Here is a 25,534-nt window from a genome sequence, read left to right on the forward strand (position 1 = left end):
AGTACGTCGGTGAGTATCGAATCGGTGGCGTGGAGCCAGATGTATCGGCGGGCGAATGCGCCGCAGGAGCAGCGGCCGTTCCGGCTCGCGACGGCCCAACGCATCCTGCGGTTCGCGGGGCCGCATCGCCGCCGGATCGGTGCGTTCTTGCTGTTCAGCGTGATATCCGCACTGCTGGCGGTGGCCACGCCGGTGCTGGCCGGTCGGGTCGTCAATGACATCGTCGGCGGGGCCGCGCCGCGGGTGGTCGTCATCCTCGCGATGGTGATCGGCGGGCTCGCGGTGGTCGATGCCGCACTCGGGCTGCTGATTCGCTGGCTGTCCTCGCGCATCGGTGAGGGGCTGATCCTGGATCTGCGGACGGCCGTCTTCGATCATGTGCAGAAGATGCCGGTCGCGTTCTTCACCCGGACCCGCACCGGCGCGCTGGTCAGCCGGTTGAACAGCGATGTGATCGGGGCGCAGCGCGCGTTCAGCGACACCCTCTCCGGGGTGGTCACGAATCTGGTCACCCTTGCACTCACGCTCGCCGTCATGGTCCGCATCTCCTGGCAGATCACCCTGCTCGCGCTGGTGCTGCTGCCGGTATTCGTCGTTCCGACGCGGCGGATGGGCAATCGGCTCGCTGGCATGCAGCGCGAGGCGGCCGGACTCAATGCGGCCATGAGCACCCAGATGACCGAACGGTTCTCCGCACCCGGCGCGACCCTGGTGAAGCTGTTCGGGCGGCCGCAACAGGAGTCCGAGGAATTCGCGCTGCGGGCGCGCCGGGTGCGCGATATCGGGGTGCGCACGGCGATGCTGCAGACCGTCTTCGTCACCTCGCTGACCCTGGTTTCGGCGCTGGCACTGGCGCTGGTCTACGGACTCGGCGGTTGGTACGCGCTGCGCGGGCAGTTGGATGCCGGTGCGGTGGTATCGCTTTCGCTACTGCTGACCCGGCTCTACACGCCGCTGACCGCACTGGCCAGCGCGCGGATGGAGATCATGTCCGCGCTGGTGAGCTTCGAGCGGGTCTTCGAGGTGCTCGATCTGCGGCCGCTCATCGAGGACGCACCCGATGCCGTCGCGGTGCCCGCGGGTCCGGTCGCGGTCGAGTTGGACAATGTCAGCTTCGGATACCCATCCGCCGACAAGGTATCGCTGGCCTCGCTGGAGGATGTCGCGACGTTGGACACCCGCGGTGGGGTCGAGGTACTGCACAATGTGTCGCTGCGGGCCGAACCCGGCCAGCTCGTCGCGCTGGTCGGCTCCTCGGGCGCCGGAAAATCCACGGTGGCCCAACTCGTTTCCCGGCTCTACGACGTGGACAGCGGTGCGGTTCGACTGAACGGGACCGATGTGCGCGCACTGAGCACAACTTCGATCCGCGATACCGTCGGCCTGGTCACCCAGGACGGCCACCTGTTCCACGACACGATTCGCGCCAATCTGCTGCTGGCCCGCCCGGAGGCGACCGAGGTGCAACTGTGGGATGCGTTGCAGCGGGCCCGGTTGCGCGATCTGGTCGAGTCACTGCAGGACGGTCTGGATACCGTCGTCGGCGAGCGCGGCTACCGACTCTCCGGCGGTGAACGCCAGCGGTTGACCATCGCCCGGCTGCTGCTGAAGCAACCGCGCGTGGTGATCCTCGACGAGGCGACCGCATCGCTGGACTCGACCTCGGAAGCCGCTGTGCAAGAGGCGCTTTCGGAGGCGCTGGACGGCCGCACGGCACTGGTGATCGCCCATCGCCTGTCCACCATTCGCGCCGCCGACCAGATCCTGGTGCTCGAGGACGGCCGAATCGTGGAACGCGGCACACACACCCAGCTGCTGGCCGCCGACGGCCGCTATGCCGAGTTGTACCGCACGCAGTTCGCGGAGGAACCGGTCACCGTCGCGGCCTGACCGGCTCGGTCCGTCCGGTCGGTTGGCTCGAAATCAATTGCGGCGACCATGTCGGAGTCGCCGTAGTCGTCGGGCCAACCGTCTTCGCCTACCTCGCACAGAGACCCGTCGGCCCGCTCCAGCAGGGCCGGGCCGTCGGTCGGAGCCACCCGCAGCTTGGTTCGGGTGTCCCGGTCGGATCGGGCCTGATCGGCCCCGGAATCCAGAAGCTGGCCCGAGCCGCAAAAGTAGCTTCGCGCGCATGCTGATTCGTCTACAGTGTCGGCAAGATGCGCTGGACCAGGCCTAGCGCGCTAGACCTGGTCCAGCAGTTCCGACCTCGAATTCGGGTCTACGGCAAAACCAGTTCCGGGCTGTAGATACGAGCAATCCCCTGGCCGTTTTTGGTGACTTCGGTGAAACTGACATAGCGATGACCGGCCTTCGCCAGTGCCGCATCCACAGTCAACGGCGGGGAGGGATACTTTCCATCCAGGCAAGGGAATTCGCCACTGGTGGCGACCACTTCATCGCTCGCCCCGCTGGCATAGGCATCCTTATCCACCACGGTCACAGCCATGGTGCAATTTTCGCGGGTGATGGTGTCATTCTTGATCGTGAGGCCGCCAAATGCCCTGGGTACGCCATTCTCGACGTAGACACATGACTCCACCTCCGCGGAGCCATCATTCGACAGATAGGGGCCCATGCAGCTGTAAGGGCTATCCGGGGTGGCAGCAGCCTCCGGTGCCATCAAGAGCAGCGGCGCCGCACTGGCGAAAACGCAAGACAGGACACGTGACAACGAACCGATGGGCATGTAAGACCTTTCGATTTCAGATGATTCAGATCTGCGACGAATGAACTCATCCCGCCTTGTATACGTCATCCGTTCGGCCAGGTAGCCGCCGGGATCACTCCTGTTCGGTCGCTAGCGTGAGGTAGCGGTGCAGTGATGTCTATGGATGCCGGTCTTGCTCGTGATTTCGCCGAGGGTGTTCCCTGCTCGCGGAGCAGCCGGGCGTAGTCGATCTTGTCGTCGGGCCAGGTGGTGGGTCGGCCGATGTGGCGGCCTTTGGATTCGGCGACGGCGCGGGCGGTGCGCTCGGCGGTGCAGGTGCGCTCCATCTCCGCGAACAGCGCGAGCAGCAGGAACGCGATGCGGGCCATGCCATCGTCGGCGGTGTTGATCGGATGGGGTCGGCCAGCGTGCGCACGGCGATTCCGGGGCCTGATCGGAAGCCCGGCTCGATCACATCGAGCCGGGCCTTTCGGTTGCGATCAGAATTCGCCAGCAACACCGAAGACGGTGCGGCCGGAATGAGCGCCGCGCTGGATGGCGCGCAGCACCTTTTCGGCGTCGGTGATCGGGGCGAAGTTCTCGATCGTCGAAAGGTGCTGGGGCCGAAGCTCATTGGCGAGTCGGGACCACAGGGCGCGGCGCTTCTCGATCGGAACATAGGCGGAATCGATGCCGAGCAGCGATACGCCGCGCAGGATGAACGGCATGACGGTGGTGGGCAGATCCGAGCCACCGGTCAGTCCGCTCACCGCGACCGAGCCGCCGTAGCCGATGGCACTGAGGATGTAGGCGAGGGATTTGCCGCCGACGCTGTCCACCGCACCGGCCCAGGTGGCCTTCGACAACGCGCGGAGTTTGGCGTCGGGATCCTGCGGCAGTCGGCCGATCACCTCGTTGGCGCCGAGTTCGGCGAGCAGGTCGCCCGCATCGGTCTTGCCGGTGGAGGCGATCACCTCGAAGCCGAGACCGGACAGGATATCGATGGCCACGCTGCCCACGCCGCCCGTCGCGCCGGTGACCAGCACCGCGCCGGTCTCCGGGGTGAGTCCGTGATCGAGTAGGCCCTGCACGCTCAGTGCGGCGGTGAAACCGGCAGTGCCGAGCGCGGCCGCGTCGCGGGTGTCCAGACCGTCCAGCTTGACCACCCAGTCGGCGGGCACCCTGGCATATTCGGCGAAACCGCCGTTGTGCGAGACGCCGATATCGTAGCCGTGCGCAACCACCAGGTCGCCCGGGGCGAAATCGTCGACTTCGGAGGAGAAGACCTCACCGGTGATATCGATGCCGGGAATGATCGGATAGTTGCGGACCACGCCACCGCCCGCGGTGATCGCCAGTCCGTCCTTATAGTTCGCGCTCGAGTAATGCACCTTGATCGTGACTTCGCCCGGCCCGAGGAAGTCCTCGTCGACCTGCTGCCGGGTGAGCACGATCCCGCTGTCCGATTCGTGTGCCACCATCGCCAAGAACTCCATGCCGACGAGCATACGAGCGTGGGCGCTGCCCGGGACAGATCCCGCGGCCACATCGACCCCACCGCCGTGTCGATATGAAGGCGCTATGCCTCATTCGGGAACCAGTTCGAGTCGGACGCCGAGGAGGCGGACCGGGCGATCGAGTTCGAAGCGATCGATAATGCGTAGGGCGGTTTCGACGATCGTCGCGATATCGGTGGTCGGCTCGGGCAGCTTTTCCTGTTTGCTGCGGGTGTAGAAGGTATTGGTGCGGACGGTCACCGCGACGCGCAGCGGAATGCGACCGGCGGCGGCCATCTCCTCGGCCACCTCGGTGGCCAGGCGCGCGACCTGGGCCCGGATCTCCGCCGGATCGGTCAGGTCGTGTGGAAAGGTTTCGGATTTGCTGCGCCCCACCGGAATTCGCGGTTCGGTCGTCACGTCGGTATCGCCCTTGCCATGACCGAGGACCCACAGATACGGCCCGGTATTCGGGCCGAATTCGGCGGCGAGGCGATGCCGGTCGGCGGCCATCAGGTCGGCGACGGTTTCGATGCCGAGTTCGGCCATCCGGGCCGCGATCCGATTTCCGATGCCCCACAACGCATTTGTCGGACGATGCGCCATGACCTCGACCCAGTTCGCGGCGGTGAGCCGAAACATGCCCGCCGCCGCGCCGTCGGTATCGGCGGGTGCGGCCGAGGATTTGCCCGCGGATTTGGCGAAACCGGTCGCCAGCTTGGCCGTAAGCTTATTGTCGCCGATGCCGATGGCGCAGGTCAGATCCAATTCGGCAATGGCGCTTCGGATTTCGCGCGCCAACTGCTCGGGATCGTCGGTATCGGCGGCGAGGAAGGCCTCGTCCCAGCCCCATACCTCGACGCGGCCGGGGAAGGTCCGCAGCAGCGCCATGACCTCGTCGGAGGCCTCCTCGTAGGTGGCCATATCCAGCGGCAGGAAAATACCGTCGGGGCATTTGCGTTTGGCCGAGCGCAACGGCATTCCCGCGCGCACCCCGAATGCCCTGGCCGGATAGGACGCGCAGGTCACGACCTTGCGCGGTTCGTCGGGATCGCCATTGCCGCCAACGATGACCGGCCGGCCGCGCAGCTCGGGATGGCGGCGGAACTCCACCGCCGCCTGGAACTGGTCGAGATCGACGTGCAGCAGCCACCTGGGCATTCCGCCTCCCCGAAACTTTTGCCGGTCGTGGGTGGGTGGAGAAGTCGCGTCGCGGGCCGACAGTAGGTTGTTCGGTCGCGGTCTGGATGTCCCCGACGAGTTACCCATGTACGAACGAAATCAGCTCTTGCGTTGTTGTGATCGGACGTTACTCCGGTCGTACGATCGCAGCAGACGAGCAAGGGGAATACTGCGATGACCGATGCACAGGACAACCTGCCTGCGGTGCCCGCGGCCAGAGTCGGCGATATCGATCGCGAGGTGGCGGCCCGGCAGCTGCAGCTCGCCGTCGACGAGGGTCAGCTCGACCTGATCGAGCTGGATAAGCGACTGGTCGCGGTGTACTCGGCGCAGACGTCGACCGAACTCGTCGCCGCCACCGCCGACCTGCCGGTGGTCGCGGCGGCCCGCGAACCGATCGAATTGCGCACCGGAAGTGGCTCGCGGGTGAAGGACGGTGAGTGGATCGTCCCGGCCGAGATCACGGCCGAATGCAGTTCCGGCGCCATCAGATTCGACTTCACCCGGGCACTGTGCCCGCATCGCGAGGTCGCGGTGCACATATCCGTTCGGTCCGGCACCGTCCAGCTGATCGTGCCGCGCGGCTGGCGGATCGATCTCGATCGGGTACAGACCAAGAGCGGCAGCATCAAGAACAAGGTGTCCGAGGGCGGTCTGCCCGGGGCGCCGCTGCTGCGGGTCGACGGCGAGATCGGCTCCGGGTCGGTGGTCGCGAAGTATCCGCGCCCGCCGCGGCGATCCTTGCTGGCCTGGCTGCTGCGTCGACCCCGTCCTGCCGCCTGACCGCTGCACCGTGACCGGTCGGGCATTGCGCCACGGCCCCTACTGCTGTCGCGCGCGAACTCGCCGATGCCGCGTGGCAGGCACTGGGCACCACGAACGACTGAACCACTCGCCAACGGAGACCTCATGCCCACGATCACCCTCGACCTGGACCTGGCGCGACAGGTGCTCGCCACACAGCCGTTCGCACAGCTGGTCGGCACCGAGATCGCCGCATTCGGCGACGGCGCCGCGACCCTGATCACTCCCATCCGGTCCGAGTTGAGCCAGCAATTCGGCTTCGTCCACGGCGGCGTGGTGTCCTATGCGGCCGATAACGCACTCACCTTCGCGGCCGGTACGGTGCTCGGCGCCAATGTCCGCACCGGCGGTTTCACCATCACCTACCTGCGTCCGGCCGCGGGCAACCGGCTGCGTGCCGAGACCACGGTCACCGGATCGACGCGCCGCCAGGCCGTCGTCTCCTGCGAAATCTATGCCGAGGGCGCGGAAGCGGAACCGGTGCTGTGCGCGGTCGCCCAGGGCACCGCGCGCTCGGTCGAACGCGAACTGGGGGCGAACGGCAACGCGTAGCGGTAACGCGCTTCGAATCGCGCCACGTCAGTCTCGTCCAGGCCTCGGCCGCCGCCTGCGCACGCGCGACGAGGCCCGCAAGGCAGCCGAGCGCACCGCGCGGCCTGATGCCGCGGATCATATTGCGGCACAGCCGACTTCGGGTGCTGCACGAGCTCCTGTGCAGCACCCGCTTCGGAATCACGCAGTGGCCTTGGTGTCCAGCACCGACGCGGTATCCGATGACCAGCCCGTGAGCGCCCGCATGGTTCCGGTCAGCGATCTCGGATGCAGACCCTCATCCGAGCGCGCGGCCACATGTCCGTCCGGACGCACCAGCAGCGCACCGCCCTCGGGCAGACCGGTGCAGGCATTCCATTCGGCGGCCAAACCGTGCACGGCGATGTCGATTCCGGTCTGCCGCTGCGCATGCGCGGCGGCATCACGCCAGGCCGCGGCGCTGCCCGCGATCAGAAGCGCGTAGCCGGGCCCGCAGAGATCCAGGGTCGAGGTGGTCTGCTCGGCATCGATCCACACGTGCGGCAACCGCGTGCCAACCTGCCCCGTCAGCCGATCGACATGCGGCTCGACCCATTCGACGCCTCGAACGGCCCGGTGCGATACCGCATCCGATGAGTAGCGAAAGCGCGACATCACCGCCCCGATCTCCACCATGCGCGCGATCCGGTCCGCATTGTCCGGGGTTTCGATGCCGTAGCGAGCACGGAAGTCGGCGCCGAGGTTGGCCTGTTCGGCGCCGATAATCGCACGTGGCCACCGTTCGACCTGATAGGAGTCCAGCAGTGCGGGCGCGGCCGTACCGGAGCGCACCGCCGCCAGCTTCCACACCAGATTGTGTGCATCGGCGACACCGGTATTGCCGCCGTAACCACCCCACGGCGCGTGCCGGTGCGCCGCGTCGCCGGTGAGGAAAACCCGGCCGCGCCGGTACTCGTCGGCCACGAAACTGCCGGTGTCCCAAGCACTTCGCGCCAGCAGCTCGACCGCGATATCGGGCACGCCGATCGCGGCGCGGATCAGCTCGACACATCGCTGGTCCGAATAGTCCGCGGCACTCTCGCGCGTCGGATCGTATTCCAGGTGGAACGACCATTCGTCGGTGTTGTTCTTGGACAGGACAAGTGCGCGCACCGTGTCGTTGCTGATCTCACACTGGCTGAAGGTGCGACCACCGAGTACGCCCGTGAGATCGGTCCGCACAAAGGCATTGATGTAGTGGTGGGTCGGCGCCACCTCCCAGCCCTCGATACCCAATGCCCGACGAATCGGGCTGGCCGCACCGTCGGCGGCGATGAGGTAGTCGGCCCGGATCAGCGAAGTATTGCCCGCTGCGTCGCGCAGGGTTGCCGTGACGCCAGCATCATCGGCCTCGAATTCGACCAGCTCGACCCCGAATCGCAGGTCACCGCCGCGCTCGCGGGCCTGCTCGGCGAGCACCGGCTCGAGCAGCACCTGCGGCAGGAAGCAGAACCGCGATGGGCTGGGATCGGCAGCCGCCATTGCCCGCCTCAAATGGCTGATATCCAGCGGCTCGGCCGCGATCAGACTGGTGCCCATGCTGGCACCGCCGAAGCTGCCTGCCCGCAATGCGGTCGCTGCGGCCTGCTGGACCCGATCCTCGACGCCGACCTGGCGGAACAGCTCGGCGGTTCTGGTGTGCAGACCACGCGCCCTTGGCAGCACCGACGCCTTGGCCCGGCGCTCGACCAGAACATAAGGGACATTGTGGTACTCGAGGAACAGCGCGGCCGACAGTCCGACCAGGCCGCCGCCGACAACGAGTACGGGAGTGTGCTCTGTAGTAGTCATGTCCCGATCGTGTGCGCACGGGCTTGCACTGCCCTTGCGTCGCGGTCACGGTGACCATGCATGCGAAACGGGCCGTGCACAGGTGCACGACCCGTTTCGGCCGAATATCAGGCGCTCGCCGCGAAGACGGGAGCGTTCAGGACCGGTTCGGCAACCGGTTCGATGGCGTAGGCCAGGATGTCGGCCACATCGGCGACGGGGCGAACATCCAAGGCGGCCAACACTTCCGCGGGCACCTCATCCAGATCCGGCTCATTGCGGGCCGGGATGAACACCGTCTTCAGACCCGCGCGCTGGGCGGCCATCAGCTTCTGCTTTACACCGCCGATCGGCAGCACCCGGCCGTTCAGCGTGACCTCACCGGTCATGCCGACATCCGCACGCACCTGCCGACCCAGCGCCAGCGAAACCAGGGCGGTGACCATGGTGACGCCCGCCGAAGGACCGTCCTTCGGCACCGCACCCGCCGGGAAGTGGATGTGGATATTGCGATCCAGCACCGACGGCTCGATGCCGATCTCCGCCAGGTGCGAGCGCACGTAGGTGAGGGCGATCTGCGCCGACTCCTTCATGACATCGCCCAGCTGACCGGTCAGGGTGAGCGCGCGCTCGCCCTCGGCGGCATTGGCCTCGATGTAGAGCACATCGCCGCCCAGACCGGTGACCGCCAAACCCGTTGCCACACCGGGGACGGCGGTGCGTTCCACCGAATCCGGGGTGAAGCGCGGACGGCCCAGGTAATCCTTCAGATTGCCCAGATCGATGGTCAACGACTCCGATTCCACCGACGAGTCGTAGCCCAGCCCGGCGTCGTAGCCCAGCGACACCTCGGTGTCGTCGGCGGCCGAACCGCTGCCGTCCTCGGACAGCCGAGTCGCGGCCTTGCGCAACGCCTTCGCGATCAACCGCTCCATCTGCCGCACACCGGCTTCCCGGGTGTAGTTGGCCGCGGCCTCACGCAACGCCTCGTCGGTGATCGAAACCTCCTGCGCGGTCAGCGCATTGCGTTCCAGCTGCCGGGGCACCAGGAAGTCGCGGGCGATGGCCACCTTGTCGTCTTCGGTGTAGCCGTCGACGGTGATCAGCTCCATCCGGTCCAGCAACGGGCCGGGGATGGTCTCCATGACATTCGCGGTCGCGATGAACAGCACATCGGACAGGTCCAGGTCCAGATCCAGGTAGTGGTCGCGGAAGGTGTGGTTCTGCGCCGGATCCAGCACCTCGAGCAGCGCCGCGGCCGGATCACCGCGGAAGTCCGAGCCGACCTTATCGATCTCGTCGAGCAGGACAACGGGATTCATCGAACCCGCCTCCTTCACGGCGCGCACGATCCGGCCGGGCAGTGCGCCGACATAGGTGCGCCGGTGACCGCGGATCTCCGCCTCATCACGCACACCGCCGAGCGCGACGCGAACGAATTTGCGGCCCATGGCCCGTGCGACGGATTCACCCAGCGAGGTCTTGCCGACACCGGGCGGACCGACCAGCGCCAGCACCGCGCCGGAGCCGCGTCCGCCGACGACCTCGAGTCCGCGCGCGGCACGCCGGGAGCGCACGGCCAGGTACTCGACCATGCGGTCCTTGACCTCGTCCAACCCGTGGTGATCGGCGTCGAGTACCGCGCGGGCGGCCGAAACATCGGTGCTGTCGGTGGTTTTCACCGTCCACGGCAATTCGAGCACGGTGTCGAGCCAGGTGCGGATCCAGCCGGATTCCGGGCTCTGATCGCTGGCCCGCTCCAGCCTGCCGACCTCGCGCAGCGCCTCGGCGCGCACGTTATCGGGCAGATCGGCCTGCTCGACCCGGGTGCGGTAATCGTCGGCGCCGTCGGGCTCGTCCTCGCCGAGTTCCTTGCGGATGGCGTTGAGCTGCTGGCGCAGCAGGAATTCGCGCTGACTCTTCTCCATGCCCTCGCGGACATCCTCGCTGATCTTCTCGGTGACCTCGGCCTCGGCGATATGCGCCTTGGTCCACTCGATCAGCTTGGTCAAACGCTGTGCGGTATCCGGAGTTTCGAGCAGCTCACGCTTCTCGTCGGCGGTCAGGTACGGGGCGTAGCCCGCGGTATCGGCGATCGCCGACGGATCGGTCAGCTGATTGACCGCGTCGATGATCTGCCAGGCCTCGCGGCGCTGCAGCACCGAAACGACCAGCTTCTTGTATTCGGCGGCAAGCTCTTTGGTGCGCCCGTCGGCGGCGGGTGTCTCGACCGGTTCGGCCTCCACCCACAGCGCGGCACCCGGCCCGGTGACCCCGTGGCCGATCTTGGCGCGCCGTTCGGCCTTCAGCACCGCGGCGGGGGCGCCACCGCGCATCCGGCCGACCTGTTCGATGGTGGCGACCACGCCATAGGAGGCGTAGCCCTCGGTCAAGCGGGGTGCGAGCAGCACCGCGTCGGTATTCGCGGCGCGCGCGGCGTCGATCGCGGCCTGCGCCGATTCGTCCAGTTCGATGGGCACGACCATGCCCGGCAGCACGATCGGATCGGTCAGGAACAGCACCGGCAGGTTCTGTGGTGTAGTCACGTGTTCGACCCTTCCAAAAGTTGAGCGATGCCCAGTCAACCCCGCAGTGATCGCGTTTGTTCCGGCCTTCCCCGCCGTTCGCTCTCGGCGAATAACCCCCACGTCAGCCGCCTTCCGACCCTGGGGCTCACCGAGTGAGGCGGGTCACCCAGGTGCGTCCAGTGGCGCGGGCGTCACACGCGTCAACCTTCCGGCGACTCATCTGATGGTTTCATCAGAAAGCTGGGCAGGGCATGAACTCGGGCGTGCACGATGCGGACAACCTGTCGTGGAAGCTGACCGCGATCATCGATCATCGCCTTGGCGTGCGGGCGGCGCTCGGATTCGTAGCTGTCCAGAATCGCCTGCCGTACGCCCGCCCGCCCCGGCGGAATCCGATGCGCAGGAGGATGCGGACCGCCCACTCGAACAGGCCCAATGCCACCACCAGCGACGGGCCAGCATTGACACCCCGTCCGAGCCGATGAGAATGTTGGCAACTAGATGTCTCAGAACCGGGATATCTAGCGACCGGTAGGCAGTCGCTAAGGCTTAGGGGGATCCCACGATGACAACACTCGCCTCCGGAGTGTTCATCGATTGGGAACAGCTGACCGGCCTGTCCAAGTTCAGCGTCGATCTGATCACCTTCCCGATCTTCAGTGCGCTCGCCGGATGGCTCACCAACTGGACCGGTGTGCTGATGCTGTTCTGGCCCATCATATTCCGCGGTATCCGGATTCCGGGCCTGCAGGTGTTGTATCCGTATTTTCCGCGCCGGGTCCAGGTGCTGCCGACATTCTCCGGCGACGGCCGCCGGTTCGGATTCCAGGGCTTCATTCCGGCGCGTGCCGAGAAGATGGCCAGTATTTGTGTCGACAAGGCGCTCATGCGCATCGGCAGTCCGCGCGATTTCATACACGAACTGGATCTGCAGGGTATTGCCGACTACCTCGCGATACTCGCGAGCAAGCAGGTGCAGCCCCTGGTCGACGAGTTGATGTATCGGGAGAATCCGGATCTGTGGCGCGGCGTGCCCAAGACCATGAAACAGATCATCTATCAACGGGTCGATCGGGAATTGCCCGCATTGACCAAGCGGGCCTTCGAATCGCTCGGCGACAATGTCGACCAGCTCATCGATATCAAATCCTTTGTCATCCGCTATCTGCGGGAAAACCCGTACATCCTGAAGGATCTGACCACCACCATCGCCGCACCGGAGTTGCGATTCATGGTGCGGATCGGCCTGCTCGGCGCGCCGTTCGGCCTGCTGCTCGCACTGTATATGCATGTGCACCACACCATTCCGGTGCTCGGGTGGGTGCCGGGCTGGGTGATCGTGCTGCTGGCCTGCGCGGCGATCGGCGTGATCGTCAATGTCATCGCCGTCAAAATGGTCTTCGAACCGGGCGATCCGCAGCCGCGCTACAAATACCTGTGGAAGCAGGCGCTGCTGGCCAAGCGGCAGCCGCAGGCCGCCACCGATCTCGCGCACATCCTCGCCTACCAGGTGCTCACGCTGCCGAACCTGTCCAAGGAACTGCTCGACGGCCCCAATGGCGATAAGACCCGGCAGCTGATCGAGCGGCTGGTCTCCGATGAGATCCATCGCCAGCTCGGCCCGACCACCTCGATCGTGCGCGTCGCCTTCGGCCGCCGCCAGTTCGACAATCTCAAGGTCGGTGCGGCCGGTGCCGCGGTCGGTCTGGCCCCGAGTCTGGTCGAGGACGAGGCGTTCACCCTCGAACAGGCCAAGAAGATCGATGAGTTCGCGGCGCGCAAGCTCCAGGACCTCACCCCGGGGGAGTTCATGGAGATGTTCTACGCCTCGGTCGAACAGGATGCCTGGCTGTTGTACCTGCACGGCGCGCTGCTCGGCCTGGTGGTCGGCGCCGCCCACCTGACGATTTTCGGCTGGTAACCGGCCCCACTCGGGCAGCAGAGCGGTCCGGCGCAAATACAAGCACGCATGCTTGCATTTTTTCGGAGCCGCTGCGATGCTGAACCGCGACGGCGTACGAAGTAGTGCGCCTCGCCGGGCCCGGCGCGAGCGATGGGCCCGGCGGAGGCAGCCTGCGCAGGGATTCGAGCACGCCGCGAACGAGACAGGAAACCGATGGCTGACCTCGACGCGCTGCTGCGCGATTTCTCCGACGAATGCACCGAACTGGAACGAATCGTCGCCGCACTGGCACCGGCGGACTGGTCGCAGCCCACGCCAGCCCCCGGTTGGAGCATCGCCCATCAGATCGGGCATCTGGCCTGGACCGATGAGGTAGCCACGATGGCCGCCGCCGATGCCGACGGCTTCGCGAAATTGCTCGAGGATGCCGCCCCCAAGGTGTTGACCTTCGTCGACGCGGCCGCCGAGGAGGCGGCCAGCACACCCGCCGCCGAACTGCTCGACCGCTGGCGCCGGGGCCGCGACGATCTGATCGATGCCCTGCGCGCGGTCCCGTCCGGCACCAAGCTGCCGTGGTTCGGACCGCCGATGAGCCCGGCGTCGATGGTCAGCGCCCGCATTATGGAGACCTTCGCGCACGGCCAGGACGTCGCCGACGCACTCGGGGTGACCAGAACACCGACCGCCCGGCTGCGCACGGTCGCCCATATCGGCGTGCGGACCAGGAATTTCGCCTACACGGTGCACGGCAAGAACGCACCGGCCGAGGAATTCCGGGTCGAACTCACCGCACCCGACAGCGACATCTGGTCGTGGGGACCCGAGGACGCCACGCAACGCGTGACCGGTCCGGCCCTGGATTTCTGTCTGCTGGTGACGCAGCGCCGCCACCGCGATGACCTCGCACTCGAAACCGAAGGTGCGGACGCTGCCGAATGGCTCACCATCGCACAGGCTTTCGCGGGACCGACGGGAACGGGACGGGCAGCGGGCCAGTTCGACTGACCCGCCGAATCCGAAACACCCGGTCCACCGATGGAAGCGGAGCGGGCGAGCGCCACACTTGGGTGCGCCGTTCGTGTCGGCCGGACGCCGTTGGCCGGGTGTCTCGATGTGGCAGTCGAGAATGACGCTCGCCAGCTATGTCTATTTACCCCGTTGTCAGCTGGCGGAAACATGAACGACGCCGATCGGCTCGAGTTCGCCATCGTGCCGGCCACCTGGGGATTGTGATGCTGATCTCCCCCACGCGGCGTCACCTGCCGCCACCGCGGTAACCTGGACACCTGTACGGCTTTCAACGATGCGGGCCGTGCCGACGAGGGGACCAGGGGCGGAGGGAAAGGAACGCATCGTGCCAGCGGTGGGAGCGACGGGCCCGGAGGAACGCGGTGGGGGCCGGCAAGACAGTACCCCGCAAGGTATACGCGCGCACGGAGGGCGCCGCGGATCCAACCCAGCACACAAGCCTGCCCAGATCGCGCGGCACGCTGCCATCGTCCTCGCGGGCACCGCCAGCCTCAGCCTCACGGTGGCCTCCGGGGCCTATATCGTCCATCAGATGGCCGAAACCCGGCACACCACCGGCGAAATCGCGGCAGCACCGGCGCGCACCATCCCGGCTATCGGCACCGACTCCGGACCCGAGTTCCCGGATGCACTGCTGAGCGGCGGAAGTCGCGATCTGCCCGCACTGTTCGCCCGCTTTCCCGCCGAGTCCGTGGCCGACACCGCGAAAACCACAGCGGCCAATGCCGATTCGCCGACCGCGGTGCCCGCCGGAATCGGCGGCAAACTGCGGGTCGGCACCGCATATGTCGGCGCGCAGGTCGCCACCGGCCGCGCGAATTCCGTCGCCGTCACGGTGGATACCGATGCACTGACCACACTGGCGGATCTCGTACTCGCCGAACCGGTCCGGGAGCGGTTCGGCATCCACGCCGATCCCGGCGGTATCACCCTGCTGCGCGCCGAGGTCGATACACACAATGGCGAAGTGACACTGGCCTTCTCGGATCCGACCCTCGGCGAACACGGACTCCGGCTGCAGCGCTATCCCGCGCCCGCCACGAAACACGCGCCAAGCGTCGACGACTCGACCGCACCCGCCACCGACGCGCCGACCACGGCCGACGCGGCACCGAATCCCGCCACGATGACGGCGAACCGCACCATCGTGGTGTAGTCCGCCTACTCTGCGTCCCATGTACGACTTCTGTGTCATCGGGGGCGGGATCGTCGGAGTCGCCACGGCGCATCGGATTCTGCAACGCCATGCCGGCGCGAGCCTCGTGCTCGTCGACAAGGCCAGCGCCCTGGCCACGCACCAGACCGGGCACAACAGCGGTGTCATCCATTCCGGCATCTACTACCCGCCGGACAGTCTCAAGGCACGGCTGTGCAGGCAGGGCGCCGCCTGGACCAAGGATTTCGCTGCGGCGCACGGCATACCGTTCGAGGTCTGCGGAAAGCTGCTGGTAGCCACCGATGCCGCCGAGCACGGGCGAATGCTCGCGCTGCACGAACGCTCGGTCGCCAATGACGTCGATGTCGAACTGATCGACGCCGCCGAACTCACCCGCAGAGAACCACATGTGACCGGCGTCGGCGCCATGTTCGTGCCCGCCACCGGCATTATCGATTTCACCCGCGTCACCACGGCACTCGCCGATGAGGTCCGGGCCACGGGCGGCGAGATCGTGCTCGGCGCGAAGATCACCGAACTCACCGAGACCACCGACGCGGTCACCGCATCCGGCCCCGCGGGCTCCTGGACCGCGCGCACCCTGGTGGTCTGCGCGGGTCTGCAGGCCGACCGGATGGCCGCGCTGGCGGGCCTGCAAACCGATTTTCGCATCGTGCCGTTCCGCGGCGAGTACTACCAGCTACCGTCCAGCCGAACCGGATTGGTGCGCACGCTGATCTATCCGATCCCCGATCCCGCACTGCCATTCCTCGGCGTACACCTGAGTCCGACGATCGACGGCGCGCTGACCGTCGGCCCCAATGCGGTGCTCGGCCTGGCCAGGGAGGGCTATCGCAAGGGCAGTTTCGACGCCCGCGACGCCCGTGCGGTACTGGGTTTTCCCGGCTTCCACCGGGTCGCTCGCGCGCATGTGCGGACCGGGCTGCGGGAGTTGCGCAACTCGCTGTTCAAGCACGGCTACCTGGCCGAATGCCGACGGTACTGCCCCGAGTTGACGGTCGCGGACCTGCGGCCGCGCGAGGCGGGGATCCGCGCGCAGGCGGTACTGCGCGATGGCACCCTGGTGCACGACTTCATGATCGAGCGCACGCCGCGCTCGGTCCATGTGCTCAATGCCCCGTCCCCGGCGGCCACCTCCGCGATGCCGATCGCCGAATACATCGTCGACCAACTCTGACCCGATTCGGTAGCTGAGTCGCCCATCCCAGCAAACCAAGCGACCAACCGGTCGCCGATGTGGAAAGCAGCCCAACCAAATTGCGGGCAACCACTCCAATAAAGAGGAAAGCTGTAGTACTTTTAGCGACAGCCAACAGGGAGGGCCTATGGGCCACATCAGGTACGCGAGCGACGTCGGAGCCCCGGTCGAGGTGGCCTTCACTTATACGGACAACCATCAGTTCGTGCCGGATTGGATGTTCGGTGTCGCCGCGTTCGAGCCGAAAGGCGAGCTCGACCAGGGGCTCGGCGCAGTCTTCACGACCCGCGCCAGGTTCGGGTTGTGGCGGCCGACCGTGACATGCGAGATCACCGAATACCGGCGCAATGTGGTGATCGGCTACACGTTACACGGACGGTTGTCGGGAACTTTGCGACTGCGCTTCGACCCACTCGGCTATGGACGCTCGGTGCTGACTTCGGAGGCGGAGTACGCTCCACCGAGTGGACTCTTCGGCCGCCTGTGCCTGCGCCTGGTGGATTCCGCCGTGCGCTCGGCGCTGCGGCGCACCGAGTCTCAGTTGCGAAGGGAGATAGAGGAATTCCACGGTACCGATCTTGTCGGTCGGATTGCGTAGGGTGCCAGCCATGATCATCGTGAGCACCGACGGATCCTGCCTCCGCAATCCCGGCGGCGCCATCGGCTGGGCTTGGGTCAATCATCAGGGCGGCTCGCGCAGCGGGGGAGCCGCCACCGGAACCAATCAGGTCGCGGAGTTGCGCGCGCTGCTGGAAGCGATAGTCGCCCATCCCAGCGAGGAGCCGCTGCTCATCGAGAGTGATTCGCTATACGCGATCAAGTGCGCGTCGGAATGGATCGCCAGCTGGCGCATCAATGGCTGGCGCACCGCCACCGGCGGCGCAGTGAAGAACGTCGAACTCATCAAGCAGATCGACCGGGCCATCGCCTCCCGGCCGGGACCGGTCCGGTTCCGTTGGGTGCGTGGACATGTCGGCAATTACTTCAACGAGATGGCCGATACCCTCGCGGGCGAGGCGGCCAGACAGGCCGCGGCCTCCGCGGCCGCCGGTGAGGTGCCGACCGCGGAACTCCCCGAGCTGCCGCCGGTAGTCGAGCACAAGACCGAAAAGACCACCGCCCTCGGCAATTCGGCCGGGGCAGCCAAGACCTCCCGGCCGCGGTCCGCGGGGAAGCCGGTCGCGCCAGCACCTCAGGCATTGACCCTGTTCTGAGACCGCCGGCGCGACCGGGCGCAAGACCGCCGGAAAAGACCTCCGGGCGGGTGGTGCCATTCCCACCCGCCCGGAGGCGTTTCATCACGGCTATCGGTAGGAGTGCTTCGCGAACTCAGCGTGGCCAACTCCGATCCAGGGCCGCTATTGGTCCGCCCAACTCCGGGGCCTAGCGCCAGCTCGGCAGCAACTCAGTTGCCCATTTGCTTGAGGATCGGCAGGTCGAACTTGTCGACGAGCCACTTGTCGCCGACCTTCTGCAGACCGGCGACCACCACGAGTTCGACCTTGCTCGGCGGCTTGTTCGCGGCGGCGATATTCACATTGGTGGTGGTCTGACCGATCACCACCAGCACCTTCGCGCTTTCGGTATCGCCGGACTGGAAGCCGCACTGCATGTCGTAGGTGGACGAGGAGGCCTTGGCGTCGACGACCACACCCTTGAGATCCTGACCGAGCTTGGCGAACTGGTCCTTCCACTCACCGGCCGACGCGGCGTCCACCTTCTTCAGGTAGTCGTCGATGGTCTGCGGATCGTAGGTGGAGATCAGCTTGCCGTACTCGCACGCGGCCGTGGTGGCCGCCGCGTGCGCGTCCAACTGGTCGCCGCGATTGCTCGCCTGCCGGTAGAAGACGATAACGGCGGTCACCGCCGCGACCAGCAGCACGCCGGCGACGAATGCGGCGACGATGGGCACCATCGTGCCCCGTTCCTTGCCGCCATGCTGTGGAGCCGGCTGCGCCGCGCCCTTGGCCAGCGTGTCCGTCTGCTTCGGCTCGGACTTCGGGGCAGCCGCATCGCCGGACTTCCCGATCTCGACGGTCTTGTCCTCGGCGGGCACGTCGGCCTTGGCGTCCTCTTTCGGGGCGTCCGAGTTCTGGTTCTCGGCGCCGACATCATCAGTGGACATCGATACAATCCTGCACTTTCCCGGCGCACCCGAGCGCACCGATATTGCGTTGTCGGCCCGCGTCGAACGAACCGTTCGCACTCTGCGGGGCAGTATTCCCGGCCTCGGATTTCACTGCCGGGCCGGGGTAACGCACCGGCGAATACGTACCGCTCGTTGTGTCAACTGACTCACCGCAGCGGCGGCGGGGTCATGTCATTCGGATTCGCGCCCGGCGGCATCTGCGCACCGTTATCCGGCACATTCGGCCGCGGCGCATTTGCCGAACCGCGAACCTGCAGTCCGGGCGGCGGATTCTCGCAGTAGTTCCACTTGGGCAGCGAGCCGTCCTGGACCACCTCATTGCGAATCGGCGTGTGCTTGTACTGGCAGATCGGCCGAATCCAGATATCCGCGACAGCGTAGAACTCGTTGTCGTGCGCGGGCACACCGGCGGCGGACAACCCGATGTTCAGGGAGGGGAACAGCGCCTGCAGCGCCGGAATCCGCAGCTGCGCGGCCTTGGTCATCGCGGCGAAGTTGGCCGCGAGACTGGTGATCGGGTCGCTCGTCTTGTCCAGCACCGCACCGAGACTGGTCAGCTGTCCCGGTGCCTTCTCCAGCACCGCCTGCAATTCGGCGTTGGCATTGTTGAACTGGTCGAACAGCTGGCCCGAATTGCGGGTCAGCGTTGCGAGATCGGGCTGCGCGTTCGAGGTGGTGTTCGCGATGGTGCGCAGGTTGGAGATCAGATTCGTGGTCTGCGGCAGCAGATTGTCGAAACCGGCCATGGCCAGGCTGATGCCGTTCACCATGCCGCGCAACTGATCCGGGCCACCGCTGAGCGCGATGTCCAGATTGGTCAGAATGACACTGAACTTATCCGGATCGACCTGGGAGATCAGCGCACTGGAGTTGTCGAGCACCGCCCAGATCGGGGTCGGGGTCTTGATCTTGGCCGCATCGAATTTGATGACCGAACCGTCGCGCAGATACGGTGCCTGCTCGACATTCGGCCGGAAGTCGATGTACTGCTCACCGGCGCCGGACAGCGCGCCCACCGAGATACTGGTGTCGGAGGGAATCTTGTACTTCGAATCGATTTCGGTCTTCGCGGCGATCGACTGTCCGCGGTCGACCAACTCGATCGAGGTCACCTTGCCGATGCGATAGCCACGCAAGGTCACATCGTTGCCCGGCTGCAGACCACCGGAGCGGTCCAGGTTGACTGTCACGGCATAGGTCGACTTGAGCGGATTCACCCGCATGACGCTCACCAGCAGATAGCTGGCCCCGACGATGAACACCAGCACCAGGCCGATGGTGGACAACAGCATCTTGCGCTGCATCAATTTGCCGAGCCAACTCATCGGTGACCCCCCTGCAGTCGTCCCTGAATCGCCTGCAGGACGGTGATCAGGCTGCCCGCGAAGTCGCTGAGATCGCGGCCATCGAAGAACTTGCCCTGCCCCGGATCCGACAACAAGCTGAGGTTGTGGAGATTGGTGATGGTGGCGTAGACCGCGAGGCTGTTACCGCGGAAGGACGCGTCGACCCCACCGCGGATATCGTGCAGCGCATCCAAGGCAGGACCGAAGTTCTGCTCGGTCTGCGACAGTGCGTTCATCAGCTTGTGCACATTGTCGAGTAGGTCGCCCAGTTTATCGCTGGAGGTGTTGGCATAGTCACCGAGCGCCGCACTGGTCACCGAAATCTTCTGCAGCAGATCGCCGATGGCGCGGTTGTTCTCCGCGATGGCGCCGATCATCTGCGGCAGTGTATCGGCGACCTGACCCAATTCCGCATGCCTGCCCTCGATGGTGTTGGCCAGCGAGCTGAACTGGGCGAGCACGCTGTCCACGCGCGCGCTGTTATCGTTCAAACTGCCTACCACGCCGGTCATTTCGGTGATCAGATGCGCCATCTGATCACCGCGACCGCCGACAATGGAATCCAACTCCGAGGTCAGCTTGGTCAGCGCGGCCACGCCGCCGCCGTTGAACAGCAACGAAACCGAGATCAACAGCTCCTCGACGGTGGCGCCCGCCGAGGTCTTGTCCAGGCCGAGGACGTCGCCTTCGTGCAGCATCGGCGTACCCGGCTCCGCCTTGGCCTTGGACACCGCGACGAACACATCGCCGAGCGGGGTGGCCTGGCGCAGTTCCGCCGTACTGCCGACCGGCAATTCGATGTCCTTGCTGATCTTCAGATCGACAATGGCCTCGAAGTTCTTGGTCTTGATATTGGAGACCACACCGACATCGGAGCCACCGATCTTCACCTTCGCCTGATCGGGCAGGTTCAGCGCGTTCTCGAATTTCGCTTGTATGGTGTAGGTTTCACCGGCCATGCCCGGTTTGGGCAGCGGCAGATTCTCCACTGTGAGACCACATCCGGAGGTGACGGCCACCCCGGATGCCGCGGCCAGTGCGATCAGCGCGCGGCGGGCTTTGCATGTGAACCGTGCGTTCATTTGGTCATCCCCAGCAGTGCCGCCGTAATCCCCAGGTCAGGGCCAAGGTCCTCGATCTTGCCGGTCCGGCAGCCATCCGAGCGCATCTGAATCCGTTCACAGAACACGCTCAGCAGTTCGCCGTTGAGGAAGGTCGGCAGGTTGCCGTGCAGCCGGACGTAGCCCAGCTCCCGGTTCATCGACCGGTCCAGGTTCTGCATCAGCAGCGGCGTCAAGTCGGCGACCTCGGTGATACCGCGGGCGTTGGCGCGCAACTGATCTGTCACCGCGGTCAGACCGGCGAGTGAACTCCCCAGCTGATCCTGGTACTGCACGAATACCGAACTCGTATTGGACAGGAAGTCGTTGAGCTGTTGCAGCGTGGCCTGCAGCCCGGGGGCCTGATCGGCCAGCAGCCCGGTCATCTGCGTCACCCGATTGCTGAAATCGCGTACGGACTGGTCGTTTTCGGCAAGCATCGTGGTCAGCTCGTTCAGCTTGACGATGATATTGGCGACCGCGTCCTTATTGTCGACACCGACCTTCAACGCACCGGAGAGCGCATTGAGGGTGTCGCGCATCTTCTCGCCATTGCCGTTCAACATCGGGTAGAGCACCCGGCCGGAGAGCGGGCCGATACCCTCGGTGCCCGATTTCGGCTCGAGCGCCGCGGCGAACTGATCGATGGTCTCGAGCATGGTGTCCAGCTCGACCGGCGTCTTGGTCTTCGCCTTCGGCAGATGCGTGCCGGCGGACATGGTCTCGCCCTGGGTGTAGACCGGGGTGAGTTCGACGTGCCGGTCGGTCACGATGGACGGCGAAACGATCGCGGCCATCGCATCTTTCGGGATCTTGACGTCCTTATCGATCGTCATGTGCACCTCGACCAGGGTGCCCTTGGGAATGATCTTGTCGACCTTGCCGACCTGCAATCCGAGCACAGTGACCGGGTTGCCCTCGAATACGCCCGCGATGTTCTCGAAGTCCGCGGTGATCGTCATCGTGTTGCCCAGTGCGCTGTTCACCGAACTCGGCACCAGCGAGCAACTGCCGACGGCCAAGGCCGCGGCACTGATCATCACCGGTTTGGCCAAATGCCGAAGTTTGGGCCGCCGCAGGTTGATTCGCGTCAGTTTCATCCCTGGCACCCCTCGATCATGTGGGCGAAGCACAACCAGTTGTCGGGGAAGACCCACGGCGTGCCGACCTCACCGTATGGACCGTTGCCCAATGCATTGTTGAAGTAGCGCACCGACACCGGCATGATCTGCAACAGCCGGTCGAGGTTGTCCTTATTCTTCTGCAGACCCTCGGCCATGGTGTTCAACTGCGCGATGGTCGGACCGAGCTGGTTGTTATTGGCCGCGCCGATCGCCTGCAACTGACGGCTCAGCGTCGATACATTGTCGAGCAGCTGCCGCAGCAGGTTCTGGCGTTCCATCACCCGGTTGGCGATGGCCTCGCCCTGAGTGATCACCAACAGCACGCTGTTGCGGTTGTCGCCGAGAATCCTGGTAACCCGGTCGAGATCCTTGAGCAGGCTGTCGACCTCCGCCTTGCGTGAATCCAGCACCTTCGCCAGCGCGCCGACGCTGTCCAGCGCCTGCGCCGTCAGCGCGGGTGAATCGCCCATCTGCTTGTTGATCAGGTCGAGCGAGGTGGCCAGCTGCTTGGTGTCGAGCGCCTCGAACTTCGGGGTGCCGTACTCGACCACATCGGCCAGGTTGTACGGAACCGAGGTGTTGGCCAACGGAATTCGGCTGTCCTTCAGTCCCGATCCGTCACCCGGTTCGAGATCGACGTAGCGCGCGCCGAGCAGCGTCGCCATCTTGATCGAGGCCTTGGCATCGGGCCCGAGCTCGACGTCGCTGTTCACGCTGAGGGTGAGCAGGATATGCCCGTTCTCGAGCTTCGCACCGGCCACATGCCCGCTCGGGACACCGGCCACATTGACCTTGTCACCGACCTTGACCCCGGCGGTCTGCACGAACTCGGCCTTGACCGTCTGCTCACCGACGCCGATCAGCTTGTACACGCTCGAGCCGATCAGCAGGGCAATGATGACGACGGCGCCGATGACACCCAACCAGAAGTACCGGTTGCTGTTGAACCTCTCCTTGATCTTGGTCATCATGGGCGGCACACCGCCGACTGTCCGTTGCCGCCGATCTGGGTGAGCAGGCCGCGGGGGAGCAGGACGCCGTACAGCGAGACATCCAGTTTGCAGAAGTACGCGTTGGCGTAGGCGCCGTCCTGGGTGAACCTGCCGAGGTCGGCCAGCACCGAGGGCAGGTCGATCGCGGCCTGATCCAGCTTCGCGCCGTTGGCGATCAACAGCGTCAGCGCCGCGCTCGTCGAATCCTGTGCGGTCGCCAGCTTCGGCTGGATCTTGGCCAACATGTCGACCAGGCCACTGGTCGCATCCGCGATCTGCACCGTGGACGATTGCAGCGACTGGCCCTGGTCGTACAGGCCGCCGATCAGTGCCCGGGTCTGGGTAACCAGGGTCTCCAATTCATCACCTCGCTTGGCCAACCCGGACATGACGCCGCTGAGGTTGGTGATCACATCGCTGAGAATCGCGTCCCTGCGCTGGAAATCCGTGGCCAGGGTCGCGGCCTGGGTGATGAACGCGCTCAACGAAACACCGTCACCCTGCAATGCCTGGATGAAGGTTTCCGAGAGCCGGTTCACCTGTTCGGGCTGCAACACCTGGAACAGCGGCTGGAATCCGTTGAGCAGTCCGGACACGTCGAACGACGGTTCGGTGCGCTCCAGCGGAATGGTGGCCTTGTTCTTCAACGCCGCCGGGCTCGCCGCCTTGCCGGGAGACAGCGCGATATAGCGCTGGCCGATCAGATTCTGGTAGCGCACCAGTGCCTTGGTGTCGTCGTACACCGTCTGGTTGCGCTGCACGATGAATGTCACATTGGCGACGGACTTCTTGGTCTTGGAATCGCGGGTGAGCTCGATCTTCTCGACCTTGCCGACCCGCACGCCAGCCATCCGGACGTCATCGCCCTCGCGCAGGCCGAGCACATCGCTGAAGGTCGCGGTGTAGGTGTTGGTATCACCCTCCACGACCCGCGCCAGCGTATTCCAGACGACGACGGTGACCAGGATCGAGACGATCGCGAAGAGGCCGAAGCCGATCAGTGGTTTACGAATGCTCATTTGGCAGTACCGCTTTCGCCGACCTGCAGGGTGCCGCCGCGCATTGCCGAGCTCAGCAGTAGATATTCGGCCGCTGTCGGCCGACGACCGAGCAGCGCCACGATCGCGGCATCCCCCTGGTAGGAAATCGGACCGGCGGTCACCGGCGCACTTGCCGGTTGGGCGGGCGTGGCCGGAGCCGCGGGCTGACCGGCGGAGGGCTGCGCCCCCGGTGCTGGCTGCACCAGATTCGGGAACAGACCCTCCAGCGGGGTACCGGCGAACGGGCTGACCGGCGTCGGCTCGGCCGTCGGCGCGAGCGGATCACCCGGCGAGGTCAGACCCGGGATCTCCGGGAAGCCAGCGGGCAGTGGCAGTTTCGCCAGGCCCTGCGCCGTTTCCAGCGAACGCGGCATCATCGACTGTGGCAGATATCCGGGATCGGAGACCGCGGGCGCAGTGGCGCAGCTCGGACCGGGCAGGTCGCCGTAGCGCGGGCAGTCCGCCTGTTCGTATGGGCGGTACGGGGTGAGCGTGACGCCCGCGTTCCAGACCATCTGCCGCTGCGGACCCCAGTGGAAGGTGGTACTCAGCTTGCGCAGCGAGTTGTTCAGCGAGGCGATGGTTTCCGGGATCGAGTTCGCATCCGCGGCGAGCGCGCCGAACATATCGCTGGTGCCCGCGGTGACCTGCTTGCCGATATCACCGTTGCGGGCGAACAGGCCGTTGACCGTATCCACCGTGCCCGCCGTGCCACTGATCAGGGCGACCAGGGCGGCGCGGTGATCCGCGATGGTCTGCGCGGTCTTCACCGAACTGCCCAGCACATCGAGCAGTTCGGGCGCGGACTGGTTGAGCGCGCGGAACGAGGCCGAGAAATCATCGAGCAGCACACCGAGATTCGGAATGGATTCGTCCACCGAGGTCAGCCACTTGTCCAACCGCTCGATGGTGGAGCCCGGCATCCGGCCGCTGCCGTCCAATGCCTGCGAGAGCGTGCCGAGCACCCGGCCGAACTGCACCGGGTCGAGCTTGGCGAGGATGCTCCGGACGGTGGTGAGGGTGTCCTGCAGCGCGATGGTGCCCTGGCTCTGGTCCTCCGGGATAACCGATCCTTCGTGCAGGTACTGGTCCGCGGGACCGTTGAAGACCAGTTCCACCGAGGTGACGGCGAACAGGTTGCTCGGCACCACCCGCGCGGTCACATTCGATGGAATGTCGCCCGCGAACTCCGGCTTCAGGTCGATCTGCACCTTCTGCAGCTCGCCCTTGTTGGCGACCTCGACCTCCTTGACCGCGCCGACCAGCACGCCGCGGAACTTCACATCCGCCTCGCTCGGCAGCCCGTCGCCGGTGGTTCGCAGATCAGCGACCACATGCACCTTGGGCACGAAATAGCCGCGGTACCTGGCCATCAGGAAGCCGAGGATCAGCGCGAAGACAATGAGTCCGCAGACGCCCGCGATCAGCAGCTGTCGCATGGTGGGCCCGCGCCCACTGGGATCGATGATCATTTCG

Annotated in this window: 22 protein-coding genes; 9 read left to right on the top strand and 13 right to left on the bottom strand. The window is 65.7% G+C overall.

Annotated features, from left to right (window positions below; all coding sequences use genetic code 11):
- The first annotated feature begins 9 nt into the window (after positions 1–9).
- Complete coding sequence (locus tag ACWEO2_RS38275; protein ID WP_452409831.1) at positions 10–1,890, top strand: ABC transporter ATP-binding protein; 1,881 nt, start codon at positions 10–12, stop codon at positions 1,888–1,890.
- 331 nt (positions 1,891–2,221) lie between these two features.
- Here ACWEO2_RS38275 and ACWEO2_RS38280 read toward each other — a convergent pair whose 3' ends face one another.
- From ACWEO2_RS38280 to ACWEO2_RS38295, 4 genes are all read right to left on the bottom strand, one after another.
- Positions 2,222–2,689, bottom strand: coding sequence for a hypothetical protein (locus tag ACWEO2_RS38280; RefSeq protein WP_452409832.1), 468 nt, complete (start codon positions 2,687–2,689; stop codon positions 2,222–2,224).
- A 65-nt stretch (positions 2,690–2,754) separates the two neighbouring features.
- Positions 2,755–3,039 (bottom strand): hypothetical protein, encoded by a 285-nt coding sequence (locus ACWEO2_RS38285; protein ID WP_452409833.1) that lies wholly within the window; start codon positions 3,037–3,039, stop codon positions 2,755–2,757.
- A gap of 111 nt (positions 3,040–3,150) precedes the next feature.
- Positions 3,151–4,146 (bottom strand): oxidoreductase, encoded by a 996-nt coding sequence (locus ACWEO2_RS38290; RefSeq protein WP_452409834.1) that lies wholly within the window; start codon positions 4,144–4,146, stop codon positions 3,151–3,153.
- Positions 4,147–4,236: 90 nt separating this feature from the next.
- Positions 4,237–5,307 carry a DNA polymerase IV gene (locus ACWEO2_RS38295; RefSeq protein WP_452409835.1) on the bottom strand — a complete coding sequence of 357 codons (1,071 nt, stop codon included), beginning with the start codon at positions 5,305–5,307 and terminating at the stop codon, positions 4,237–4,239.
- A gap of 195 nt (positions 5,308–5,502) precedes the next feature.
- Between ACWEO2_RS38295 and ACWEO2_RS38300 the strand changes: the two genes are divergently transcribed.
- Together ACWEO2_RS38300 and ACWEO2_RS38305 are read left to right on the top strand one after the other, a co-directional pair.
- Positions 5,503–6,111: a DUF1707 SHOCT-like domain-containing protein gene (locus tag ACWEO2_RS38300; protein WP_452409836.1), complete on the top strand. Its 609-nt coding sequence runs from the start codon at positions 5,503–5,505 to the stop codon at positions 6,109–6,111.
- A 126-nt stretch (positions 6,112–6,237) separates the two neighbouring features.
- The gene (locus ACWEO2_RS38305) at positions 6,238–6,684 is read left to right on the top strand and encodes a PaaI family thioesterase (RefSeq protein ID WP_452409837.1); all 447 of its coding nucleotides are present in this window, start codon (positions 6,238–6,240) and stop codon (positions 6,682–6,684) included.
- 180 nt (positions 6,685–6,864) lie between these two features.
- Here the strand turns inward: ACWEO2_RS38305 and ACWEO2_RS38310 are convergent, their stop codons facing one another.
- Both ACWEO2_RS38310 and lon read right to left on the bottom strand, forming a co-directional pair.
- A complete protein-coding gene (locus tag ACWEO2_RS38310; protein WP_452409838.1) occupies positions 6,865–8,493 on the bottom strand; it encodes an FAD-dependent monooxygenase in 1,629 nt (542 codons plus the stop codon).
- Positions 8,494–8,600: 107 nt separating this feature from the next.
- Positions 8,601–11,018, bottom strand: coding sequence for an endopeptidase La (gene lon, locus ACWEO2_RS38315; protein WP_452409839.1), 2,418 nt, complete (start codon positions 11,016–11,018; stop codon positions 8,601–8,603).
- A gap of 547 nt (positions 11,019–11,565) precedes the next feature.
- On the opposite strand from lon, the gene ACWEO2_RS38320 reads away from it, so the two are divergent.
- The 6 genes from ACWEO2_RS38320 to ACWEO2_RS38345 all read left to right on the top strand — a co-directional run bounded on the left by ACWEO2_RS38320 (position 11,566) and on the right by ACWEO2_RS38345 (position 17,521).
- Positions 11,566–12,921, top strand: a complete 1,356-nt coding sequence (locus ACWEO2_RS38320) for a hypothetical protein (RefSeq protein WP_452409840.1) — start codon at positions 11,566–11,568, stop codon at positions 12,919–12,921.
- A gap of 195 nt (positions 12,922–13,116) precedes the next feature.
- The gene (locus ACWEO2_RS38325) at positions 13,117–13,908 is read left to right on the top strand and encodes a TIGR03084 family metal-binding protein (protein WP_452409841.1); all 792 of its coding nucleotides are present in this window, start codon (positions 13,117–13,119) and stop codon (positions 13,906–13,908) included.
- 556 nt (positions 13,909–14,464) lie between these two features.
- Positions 14,465–15,088 carry a hypothetical protein gene (locus ACWEO2_RS38330; RefSeq protein WP_452409842.1) on the top strand — a complete coding sequence of 208 codons (624 nt, stop codon included), beginning with the start codon at positions 14,465–14,467 and terminating at the stop codon, positions 15,086–15,088.
- A 19-nt stretch (positions 15,089–15,107) separates the two neighbouring features.
- Positions 15,108–16,286 (top strand): L-2-hydroxyglutarate oxidase, encoded by a 1,179-nt coding sequence (lhgO, locus tag ACWEO2_RS38335; RefSeq protein ID WP_452409843.1) that lies wholly within the window; start codon positions 15,108–15,110, stop codon positions 16,284–16,286.
- 148 nt (positions 16,287–16,434) lie between these two features.
- Positions 16,435–16,905: an SRPBCC family protein gene (locus ACWEO2_RS38340; RefSeq protein ID WP_452409844.1), complete on the top strand. Its 471-nt coding sequence runs from the start codon at positions 16,435–16,437 to the stop codon at positions 16,903–16,905.
- 10 nt (positions 16,906–16,915) lie between these two features.
- A complete protein-coding gene (locus ACWEO2_RS38345; RefSeq protein WP_354954143.1) occupies positions 16,916–17,521 on the top strand; it encodes a ribonuclease H family protein in 606 nt (201 codons plus the stop codon).
- A gap of 191 nt (positions 17,522–17,712) precedes the next feature.
- Here the strand turns inward: ACWEO2_RS38345 and ACWEO2_RS38350 are convergent, their stop codons facing one another.
- The 7 genes from ACWEO2_RS38350 to ACWEO2_RS38380 all read right to left on the bottom strand — a co-directional run bounded on the left by ACWEO2_RS38350 (position 17,713) and on the right by ACWEO2_RS38380 (position 25,530).
- Positions 17,713–18,432, bottom strand: coding sequence for a hypothetical protein (locus ACWEO2_RS38350; RefSeq protein WP_452409845.1), 720 nt, complete (start codon positions 18,430–18,432; stop codon positions 17,713–17,715).
- Positions 18,433–18,602: 170 nt separating this feature from the next.
- Entirely contained in the window at positions 18,603–19,781 is a 1,179-nt protein-coding gene (locus ACWEO2_RS38355) for an MlaD family protein (RefSeq protein WP_452409846.1), read from the bottom strand.
- The gene (locus ACWEO2_RS38360; protein ID WP_452409847.1) at positions 19,778–20,884 is read right to left on the bottom strand and encodes an MCE family protein; all 1,107 of its coding nucleotides are present in this window, start codon (positions 20,882–20,884) and stop codon (positions 19,778–19,780) included. Before ACWEO2_RS38360 ends, ACWEO2_RS38355 begins: the two co-directional genes overlap by 4 nt.
- On the bottom strand, positions 20,881–22,002 hold the full coding sequence (locus tag ACWEO2_RS38365) for an MlaD family protein (protein WP_452409848.1): 1,122 nt from the start codon (positions 22,000–22,002) through the stop codon (positions 20,881–20,883). The genes ACWEO2_RS38360 and ACWEO2_RS38365 overlap by 4 nt, the downstream gene beginning before the upstream one ends.
- Positions 21,999–22,997, bottom strand: coding sequence for an MCE family protein (locus ACWEO2_RS38370; protein WP_452409867.1), 999 nt, complete (start codon positions 22,995–22,997; stop codon positions 21,999–22,001). Before ACWEO2_RS38370 ends, ACWEO2_RS38365 begins: the two co-directional genes overlap by 4 nt.
- Entirely contained in the window at positions 22,994–24,037 is a 1,044-nt protein-coding gene (locus tag ACWEO2_RS38375) for an MCE family protein (RefSeq protein WP_452409849.1), read from the bottom strand. Before ACWEO2_RS38375 ends, ACWEO2_RS38370 begins: the two co-directional genes overlap by 4 nt.
- The gene (locus ACWEO2_RS38380) at positions 24,034–25,530 is read right to left on the bottom strand and encodes an MCE family protein (protein WP_452409850.1); all 1,497 of its coding nucleotides are present in this window, start codon (positions 25,528–25,530) and stop codon (positions 24,034–24,036) included. The genes ACWEO2_RS38375 and ACWEO2_RS38380 overlap by 4 nt, the downstream gene beginning before the upstream one ends.
- Positions 25,531–25,534 lie beyond the last annotated feature (4 nt).

This window comes from Nocardia sp. NPDC004278, assembly GCF_053602975.1.